7 protein-coding genes and 1 pseudogene are annotated in these 7,939 nt (G+C 68.8%); 5 read left to right on the top strand and 3 right to left on the bottom strand.

Annotated features, from left to right (window positions below; translation table 11 throughout):
- Window positions 1–143: 143 nt before the first annotated feature.
- The 3 genes from AC08OT_RS12310 to AC08OT_RS12300 all read right to left on the bottom strand — a co-directional run bounded on the left by AC08OT_RS12310 (window position 144) and on the right by AC08OT_RS12300 (window position 2,409).
- Complete coding sequence (locus AC08OT_RS12310) at window positions 144–275, bottom strand: MmyB family transcriptional regulator (protein ID WP_476597779.1); 132 nt, start codon at window positions 273–275, stop codon at window positions 144–146.
- A gap of 410 nt (window positions 276–685) precedes the next feature.
- Window positions 686–1,990, bottom strand: coding sequence for an RNA polymerase sigma factor (locus tag AC08OT_RS12305; RefSeq protein ID WP_476594643.1), 1,305 nt, complete (start codon window positions 1,988–1,990; stop codon window positions 686–688).
- On the bottom strand, window positions 1,990–2,409 hold the full coding sequence (locus AC08OT_RS12300) for a YciI family protein (RefSeq protein WP_476594642.1): 420 nt from the start codon (window positions 2,407–2,409) through the stop codon (window positions 1,990–1,992). The genes AC08OT_RS12305 and AC08OT_RS12300 overlap by 1 nt, the downstream gene beginning before the upstream one ends.
- A 309-nt stretch (window positions 2,410–2,718) precedes the next feature.
- On the opposite strand from AC08OT_RS12300, the pseudogene AC08OT_RS12295 reads away from it, so the two are divergent.
- The 5 genes and pseudogenes from AC08OT_RS12295 to kdpB all read left to right on the top strand — a co-directional run.
- A pseudogene (locus AC08OT_RS12295) lies at window positions 2,719–3,186 on the top strand (DUF72 domain-containing protein).
- A 96-nt stretch (window positions 3,187–3,282) separates the two neighbouring features.
- Entirely contained in the window at window positions 3,283–4,023 is a 741-nt protein-coding gene (locus tag AC08OT_RS12290) for a response regulator (protein ID WP_476594641.1), read from the top strand.
- Window positions 4,024–4,476: 453 nt separating this feature from the next.
- A complete protein-coding gene (kdpF, locus tag AC08OT_RS12285) occupies window positions 4,477–4,566 on the top strand; it encodes a K(+)-transporting ATPase subunit F (RefSeq protein ID WP_476593627.1) in 90 nt (29 codons plus the stop codon).
- Complete coding sequence (gene kdpA, locus AC08OT_RS12280) at window positions 4,567–6,228, top strand: potassium-transporting ATPase subunit KdpA (RefSeq protein ID WP_476593628.1); 1,662 nt, start codon at window positions 4,567–4,569, stop codon at window positions 6,226–6,228.
- Window positions 6,229–7,939 (top strand): potassium-transporting ATPase subunit KdpB (gene kdpB, locus AC08OT_RS12275; RefSeq protein WP_476602832.1); only part of this gene is annotated, 1,711 nt, incomplete at its 3' end.

Raw genomic sequence — 7,939 nt, 5'->3', positions numbered from 1 at the left:
GCCGGCAACATCCCCACCCCCTGGGCATCCACGCCCTGACGGACGGAACCGTGGGGAGCCCGTTGCCGAGAGATCGGCACGGCGGGTTCGGTGAGAGGCCCGGGGAAACGGACCAGGAGCAATCCTGGCACCGCGCCCCGGGCCTACTCGGCGATGTGCAGCCGCACGTCGTGGCTGGCCCACCAGGTGCGGAACTGGTCGCTGCAGGTGGCGAGCTCGCCGACGAGGGCCCGCAGCGCAGGACCGTGTGGTGCGCGGCCGGCCTCGGTGCGCAGTAGCGCGACAGCACCTCGGGCGGCCTCGGGCCAGTTCGGGTAGAAGTCCCGTGCCGCGGATGGAGGTCGGCACGTTGGCGTCCGGGAGCACGGCCCGGATGACCGGCTCGGCTTGCGCCATGACCTCTTCCGGTGTCCGGTAGTTGATGTGCAGGGAAGCCAGGTTGATCCGGTCGAGCCCGATCCGCTCGAGCCGTTCCTGCCACGACTCCGTGAACCCGTGCCTGGCCTGGGTACGGTCCCCGACGATGGTGAAGCTCCGGGGCGGGCAGCGCAGCAGCAGCATCTGCCACTTTGCGTCGGTCAGTTCCTGAGCCTGCCGAGGGCGTCAACCGACTCGTCACGCTCGTCCACCCCACAACACGTAGCCACGTAACTACAAGATTCGTCGTACCGCGAAGAGCCGGATATCACGCCAGCGCAGCAGCCTTGCGCAGCAGCACCGACCGCTCGCGGACGTTGCGGCACAACCGGGAGGCGAGCTCCAGCTCGGCCCGCGCCTCCGCGGTCCGGCCGAGCCGAACGAGCAGCTCGCCGCGCACGCTCGGAAGCAGGTACGACCCCGACAGGCGGTCGGAGGCGACCAGCTCGTCCACGATAGACAGCGCCTGCTGTGGTCCGTGCGCCATCGCGACGGCGACGGCCCGGTTGAGCTCGACGACGGGTGACGGAGCCACGCGGCCGAGCGCCTCGTAGAGGAGCACGACACGCTCCCAGTCGGTCTCCGGCACCGAGGACGCCGACGCGTGGCAGGCGGCGATCGCCGCCTGCAGCCCGTACGGTCCGAGGCCACGCCCGAGCGCCGAGGCCCGGCCGATCGCGGCCAGACCGCGACGGATCGCCGACCGGTCCCACCTGCGCCGGTCCTGATCCTCCAGGAGCACCGCCTCGCCATCGGGCCCGGTACGGGCGGGAAAGCGCGCGGCCGTGAGCTCGAACAGGGCGAGCAGCCCGTGCACCTCCGGCTCATCGGGCAACAATGCGGCCAGCATCCGGGCCAGCCGGATCGCCTCGTACGCGAGCTCGGGGCGCAGCAGGCGGTCACCGGTCGTCGCCGTCGAGCCCCCCGTGAAGATCACGTATAGCACGCTCAGGACACCGCCGAGCCGCTCGCGCCGTTCCTCGGGCGGCGGCAGCTCGAACGGCACTCCCGCCGCGGCGATCGTCCTCTTCGCCCGCGTGATCCGTGCCTGGACCGTCGGCACGGGCACGAGGAACGCACGGGCGATCTCCTCGCTCGCCAGGCCGCCGACCGCGCGTAGCGTCAGGGCCACGCGGGCTTCGGGCGAGAGCACCGGATGACAGGCCACGAACATCAGCACGAGGACGTCGTCGTCGATCCGGTCGGGATCCCACGGCAGGTCGTCCGAGCGGTCCCGCGGGGCCGCCGTGCCCGAGCTCGCCTCACCCTCGGCGAGCTGGCCGGCGAGCATGGCGTACCGCTCGTCGAGTGCCGACCGGCGGCGGAAGCTGTCGATGGCGCGCCGCCGCGCGGTCGCGAGCAGCCAGCCCACCGGGCTCACCGGCGCACCGTCTCGCGACCAGGCGACGAGTGCCTCCGCCACCGCCTCCTGCGCGACGTCCTCGGCGAGCTCGAAGTCCCGGGTGTAGCGGGCCAGCGCACCGACGATCCGTGCGGACTCGATCCGCCAGACGGCCTCGACGGCCCGCCGCGCCGACTCGGTGCTCGGCGGGCCGCCGATGGCCGCGGGCATCAGAGTTGGCCGGTCCGCTCGCGCCACGCCCGCTCCCTGATGACCCACTCGTTGTCCTGCGGGAACTCGTCGATGCTCGGCACCCGGCGGATCTCGCACTTCGTGCCGGCAGCCGCCGGCAGTCGCTTGGCCCACTCGACCGCCTCCTCCTTCGAGGCCACGTCGATCACGTAGAAGCCGCCGAACAGCTCCTTCGTCTCGCCGTACGGACCGTCGGTGACCACCGGCGTCTCGCCGCTGAAGTCGACCACCACGCCCTGGGCCGGGTCGTCCAGGCCCTCGGCGGCGACGAGCACGCCAGCCCGGATCATCTCCTCGTTGAGGCGGCCCATCGTCTCGAGCATCTGCTCGAAGGGCGTCTCCATCATCTTCGCGACAGATTCGTCCGTGCCTCGCAGGATCAGCATGTACTTCGCCATCTTCGATCTCCTTGATCTCGAGGCCGCCTCTCGACCCTCTCACTCCCAGGTCGAACGGGGCAGCCGCGGATCGACACGGCGGACGGGCGCGGGCCGTACGCACCCCGACGAGGAGCCCAGCCCGTCAGTCTGGTCAGGCCGGGTGCACCGACTGGGCCAGCTTGACGAGCTTGGTAATGATCTCCGCGCTCGTGTAGGCCGGGGGCGGGCTCGGCGCCCGGACTACAGTACCTGTGGCACGGTCGCGACTTGGCGGGCGAACTCGGTCCCGGCTTCCTCGGAGCAGTTTATTCATGGAGGGCTTGGGTCATGCGTCTTCATGTGGGGTGCGCGATATGGACTCACAAGTCATGCAAGGGCGCTTTCTGGCGCAGCCGCTCCCGCCTCACGAACGCCTGCGGAACTATGCCAGCTGGTGCAACGCGGTCGAAGGGAATACAACGTTCTATGCGACTCCGGCCAGGAGCACCGTGGCCTCGTGGGCGCAGCAGACCGACGCCGGCTTCCGATTCGTGATCAAGCTGCCAAAAACCATCACGCACGAACGCCGCCTGACGGGCGTCGACGAAGCGTTGCGCGCCTTCCTGGCAGCGTTGGATTGACACTGCCGTCGAGTGGTTGCGCGAGGGCCGATCACCCACCGTATTTATTCACACCCCGGACAACGCCGACGCGCTACTACTCGCCCGCTGCTTCCACGATGACGTACGGGTACGTGTGCCTGAACTCGCTGCACTGACTCAGCCGATACCGACCGAGTCTCTGACCCTCTTCTGATCCGGAGGGGCGAAGGCGCAGGGGGCGAGGATGAGGGATGATGCCAGGGTAGGAGACGCCGCCGGTCCGGAGGTGGCTGGAGGGGACGGGGCGGATATGACCCGTCTTCTGTTCGTGGAGGACGAACCGCAGCTGCTGCGGGCCATGCGGATCACCCTGCGCGCTCGGGGGTTCGAGGTACGCACAGCGGTGGACGGCCGGCACGCGCTGTCGGAGGCGGCGTCGTGCCCACCCGACCTGGTCATTCTGGATCTTGGCTTGCCCGACATGGACGGCGTTGAGGTTATCCAGGGGCTACGGGGTTGGACCGGGGTTCCCATCATCGTGTTGTCCGGTCGCGCCTCGGGTCACGACAAGGTGGCCGCGCTCGACGCCGGCGCCGACGACTACGTCACGAAGCCGTTCTCGATCGACGAGCTGCTGGCCCGGATCCGGGCCGTGACCCGCCGCGCCGCCAGCGCGGAACCGGTGACCGTTGTCGACCTCGGCCGGTACCGGATCGACCTCGGGGAAAAGCGAATCAGCCCACGAGACAGCGCCGACGCGGGCGCGGGCAGCGGTCGTGAGGGTCCATCCGCGACCGGTGGAGAGGACAAGCCGGACGGTCTACGCCTCACCCCGACGGAATGGCGGCTGCTGGAAGCACTGGTACGCCACCCCGGGAAGCTCATCAGCCATCAGCAGCTGATCAGCCAGGTCTGGGGTCCCGGCGTGGCGGACGACAGCTCCTCGCTCCGCCTCTACATCAACAAACTGCGTCACAAGCTCGAACCCGACCCGGCCCGACCCCGCTACCTGACCACCGAACCGGGCCTGGGCTACCGCTACCAGCCGTAACCACCACGCCTCATTAGCACGCACAGTAGCGCCAGGACACCCTTCGCGGGGATCACCTGGACAAGACGGGGCGGACCGGCCTGCTCCCCGCCCGGGCGGCCGTCCGTGGACCACCGAGAGGTGTTCTGCGTCTCATCCGGGTTGCGCACACCGGGTTTTGCGCGGGTGCGGATCTCGTCCGGGCCGGATGCCGTGTGAGCACCGTGTTGAATTTTCGGGATTGGGCGTCATTGGACCGTTAGCTTCGCTGGTCCGCTGGCGGCAAGGGCTAGATACTGGCAGCTGCCATCAGGCCAGGACGCCAGCCAGGGCGGCGCATTTATTCCGATCTCATCCAAATCCGAGCTCATCCAAAGTAGAAGGCAGGAGTTCCGTGCGTGACGTTGTCTTCGTGCTGCTGACCCTTGCGGTGTTCGCGGTACTCGGGCTAATCCTCAAGGCAGTGGAGAAGCTGTGATCGTGGAGAACATCGCCGGCCTGATCCTTGCCGTAGCCCTCGCGATCTTCCTCGTGGCGGCTCTGCTGTTCCCGGAGCGGTTCTAGATGGGCACGAACGCCGCGGGCGTCATCTTCATCGTCTCGATGGTGCTGGCTCTTACCCTGACTTACCGGCCATTCGGCGACTATATGGCCCGGGTGCATACGAGCGGGAAGCACCTGCGGGTGGAACGCGGTATCTACCGGCTGATCGGGGTGGATCCGGGCGCCGAGCAGCGATGGTCGGTGTATGCACGCAGCGTGCTGGCGTTCTCGCTCGTCTCGGTGCTGTTCCTGTACCTGTTCCAGCGGGTGCAGAACCACCTGTGGCTGGCGCTGGGCCTGCCGGCGGTCAAGCCGGACCTGGCGTGGAACACGGCGGTCAGTTTCACCACGAACACGAACTGGCAGGCCTATTCGGGTGAGTCGACGATGGGCCATCTGGTCCAGATGTCCGGCCTGGCGGTGCAGAACTTCATGTCCGCCGCGGTAGGTATCGCGGTGGGGATCGCGGTGGTGCGCGGCTTCGCCCGGAAGAAGACCGACCAGCTGGGCAACTTCTGGGTGGACCTGGTCCGTACCGTCGTGCGGATCCTGCTGCCGGTCTGCGCGCTCGCGGCGATCGTGCTGATCGCCGGCGGCGCGATCCAGAACTTCCACGGGAACACCACGGTCCCCACCCTGGCCGGGGGGGAGCAGGCGGTCACCGGGGGTCCGGTCGCCAGCCAGGAGGCCATCAAGGACTTCGGCACCAACGGCGGCGGCTTCTACAACGCCAACTCCTCGCATCCGTTCGAGAACCCGACCTCCTGGACGAACTGGTTCGAGATCTACCTGCTGCTGTCGATCGGGTTCGCGTTGCCGCGGACGTTCGGCAAGATGGTCGGCAGCACCCGGCAGGGGCTGGCGATCGTCGCGGTGATGGCGGTGCTGGCGCTGGGCAGTCTGGGAGCCAACGAGGTGTTCCAGGCGATCCACCACGGCACGGTGCCGACAGCCGTCGGGGCGGCCCGGGAGGGTACGGAGACCCGGTTCGGTGTGCCGGACTCGGCGCTGTTCGCCACGGCCACGACGCTGACGTCGACCGGGTCCGTCGACTCGTTCCATGACTCGTACACCAGCCTGGGTGGCGCGACGCTGCTGTTCAACATGATGCTCGGCGAGGTCGCGCCCGGCGGCACCGGATCGGGACTCTACGGGATCCTGGTCCTCGCGGTGATCACGGTGTTCGTCGCGGGTTTGATGATCGGACGAACGCCGGAGTACCTGGGCAAGAAGATCGGCAGTCGAGAGATCAAGTTCGCCTCGCTGTATTTCCTCACGATGCCGGTCATCGTGCTGGTCGGCACCGGCCTGGCGATGGCGCTGCCGGGGGAACGGGCGGGGATGCTCAACAGCGGGCCGCACGGCCTGTCCGAGGCGCTCTACGCCTTCACCTCGGCGGCGAACAACAACGGCTCGGCGTTCGCCGGCATCACGGTGAACACCGACTGGTATAACACCGCGCTCGGCCTCGCGATGGCCTTCGGCCGCTTCCTGCCGATGGTCTTCGTGTTGGGGCTGGCCGGATCGTTTGCGAAACAGCAGCCGGTGCCGGAAACCGCGGGGACGCTGCCGACCCATCGCCCGCAGTTCGTGGGGATGCTCGTCGGCGTCACCGTGATCATCGTCGCTCTCACCTTCTTCCCGGCGCTCGCGCTCGGGCCGCTCGCGGAGGGTCTGCACTAGATGTCCACCTCGACCATTGCGGGTACGCCGGTTCCGGCGCCCGCGCCGACCCCGCCGCCGGCTCCCCGACGGGTACAGGGGGGGCTGCTCGACCCGACGATGCTCCTGCGGTCGACGCCGGACGCGCTGCGCAAGCTCGACCCGCGCACGCTGTGGCGCAACCCGGTGATGTTCATCGTGGAGATCGGCGCGGTGTTCACTACTGTCCTGGCGATTCGGGACGAGACCGCGTTCAGCTGGCTGATCACGGTCTGGCTCTGGCTGACTGTGTTGTTCGCCAACCTCGCCGAAGCGGTTGCGGAGGGCCGCGGCAAGGCCCAGGCGGACGCGCTACGCCGCACCAAGACTGACACGATCGCCCACCGGCTGCGCGATGACGGCCGGCTCGAGGAGGTGCCCGCGCCGCGGCTGCGGCAGGGCGACACCGTCGTCGTCGAGGCGGGTCAGTTCATCCCCGGGGACGGCGACGTCATCGAGGGGATTGCCAGCGTCGACGAGTCGGCCATCACCGGTGAGTCCGCGCCGGTGATCCGGGAGTCCGGCGGTGACCGCAGTTCGGTGACCGGCGGCACCCGGGTGCTGTCGGACCGGATCGTCGTGCGGATCACTCAGAAGCCGGGCGAGAGCTTCATCGACCGGATGATCGCGCTGGTGGAGGGGGCGAATCGGCAGAAGACTCCGAACGAGATCGCGCTGAACATCCTGCTGGCCGCCCTGGCGCTCACCTTCCTGCTCGCTGTCGCGACCCTGCAGCCGTTGGCGATCTTCTCGAAGGCGCAGCTGCCGGGCGTGCCGGACACCAGCGCGCTGAACGGCGACGGCCTGTCCGGGATCGTGATGGTGTCGCTGCTGGTCTGCCTGATCCCGACGACGATCGGCGCGTTGCTGTCCGCGATCGGCATCGCCGGCATGGACCGGCTGGTCCAACGCAACGTGCTGGCCATGTCCGGCCGGGCCGTCGAGGCCGCCGGCGACGTCAACACCCTCCTGCTCGACAAGACCGGGACGATCACCATTGGCAACCGGGAGGCGCGGGCCTTCGTCCCGGTCGGCGGCACGTCGGAGAATGACCTGGCCAGCGTGGCCCAGTTGTCCTCGCTCGCGGATGAGACCCCCGAGGGCCGCTCCATCGTCGTGCACGCGAAGAACACCTACGGCCTGCGGGAGCGTAGTCCCGGCAAGCTCAGCCACGCCCGGTTCGTGGCGTTCACCGCCCAGACCCGGATGTCCGGGGTCGACCTCGATGCGATCGATGGGGGGCCGAACCGGCAGGTGCGCAAGGGAGCGGCCAGCGCGGTGATCACCTGGGTGCGAGATCTTGGTGGCACCGTGCCCGCGGAGACCGGGGAGATCGTGGACGGCATCTCCGCTTCCGGCGGCACCCCGCTGGTCGTTGCCGAGGCCACCGATGGCGGCACGGCCCGCGTCCTGGGCGTGATCCAGCTCAAGGACGTCGTCAAGCAGGGCATGCGTGAGCGGTTCGACGAGATGCGCCGGATGGGCATCCGCACCATCATGATCACCGGTGACAATCCGCGGACCGCCCGGTCGATCGCCGAGGAGGCGGGCGTCGACGACTTCCTCGCCGAGGCCACGCCCGAAGACAAGATGGCCCTGATCAAACGAGAGCAGGCCGGCGGCAAGCTCGTCGCAATGACCGGCGACGGCACCAACGACGCCCCTGCGCTCGCCCAGGCCGATGTCGGCGTGG

The organism is Frankia sp. CgJB1 (genome assembly GCF_977947065.1).
The sequence above is the reverse complement of the archived record's forward strand: the minus strand, read 5'-3'. Positions and strand labels throughout refer to the sequence as shown.

Coding starts and splice junctions, on each gene's coding strand:
- AC08OT_RS12305 (WP_476594643.1), bottom strand. CDS start 1,990: ATGCCCGCGGCCATCGGCGGCCCGCCGAGCACCGAGTCGGCGCGGCGG.
- AC08OT_RS12300 (WP_476594642.1), bottom strand. CDS start 2,409: ATGGCGAAGTACATGCTGATCCTGCGAGGCACGGACGAATCTGTCGCG.
- AC08OT_RS12290 (WP_476594641.1), top strand. CDS start 3,283: ATGACCCGTCTTCTGTTCGTGGAGGACGAACCGCAGCTGCTGCGGGCC.
- kdpA (WP_476593628.1), top strand. CDS start 4,567: ATGGGCACGAACGCCGCGGGCGTCATCTTCATCGTCTCGATGGTGCTG.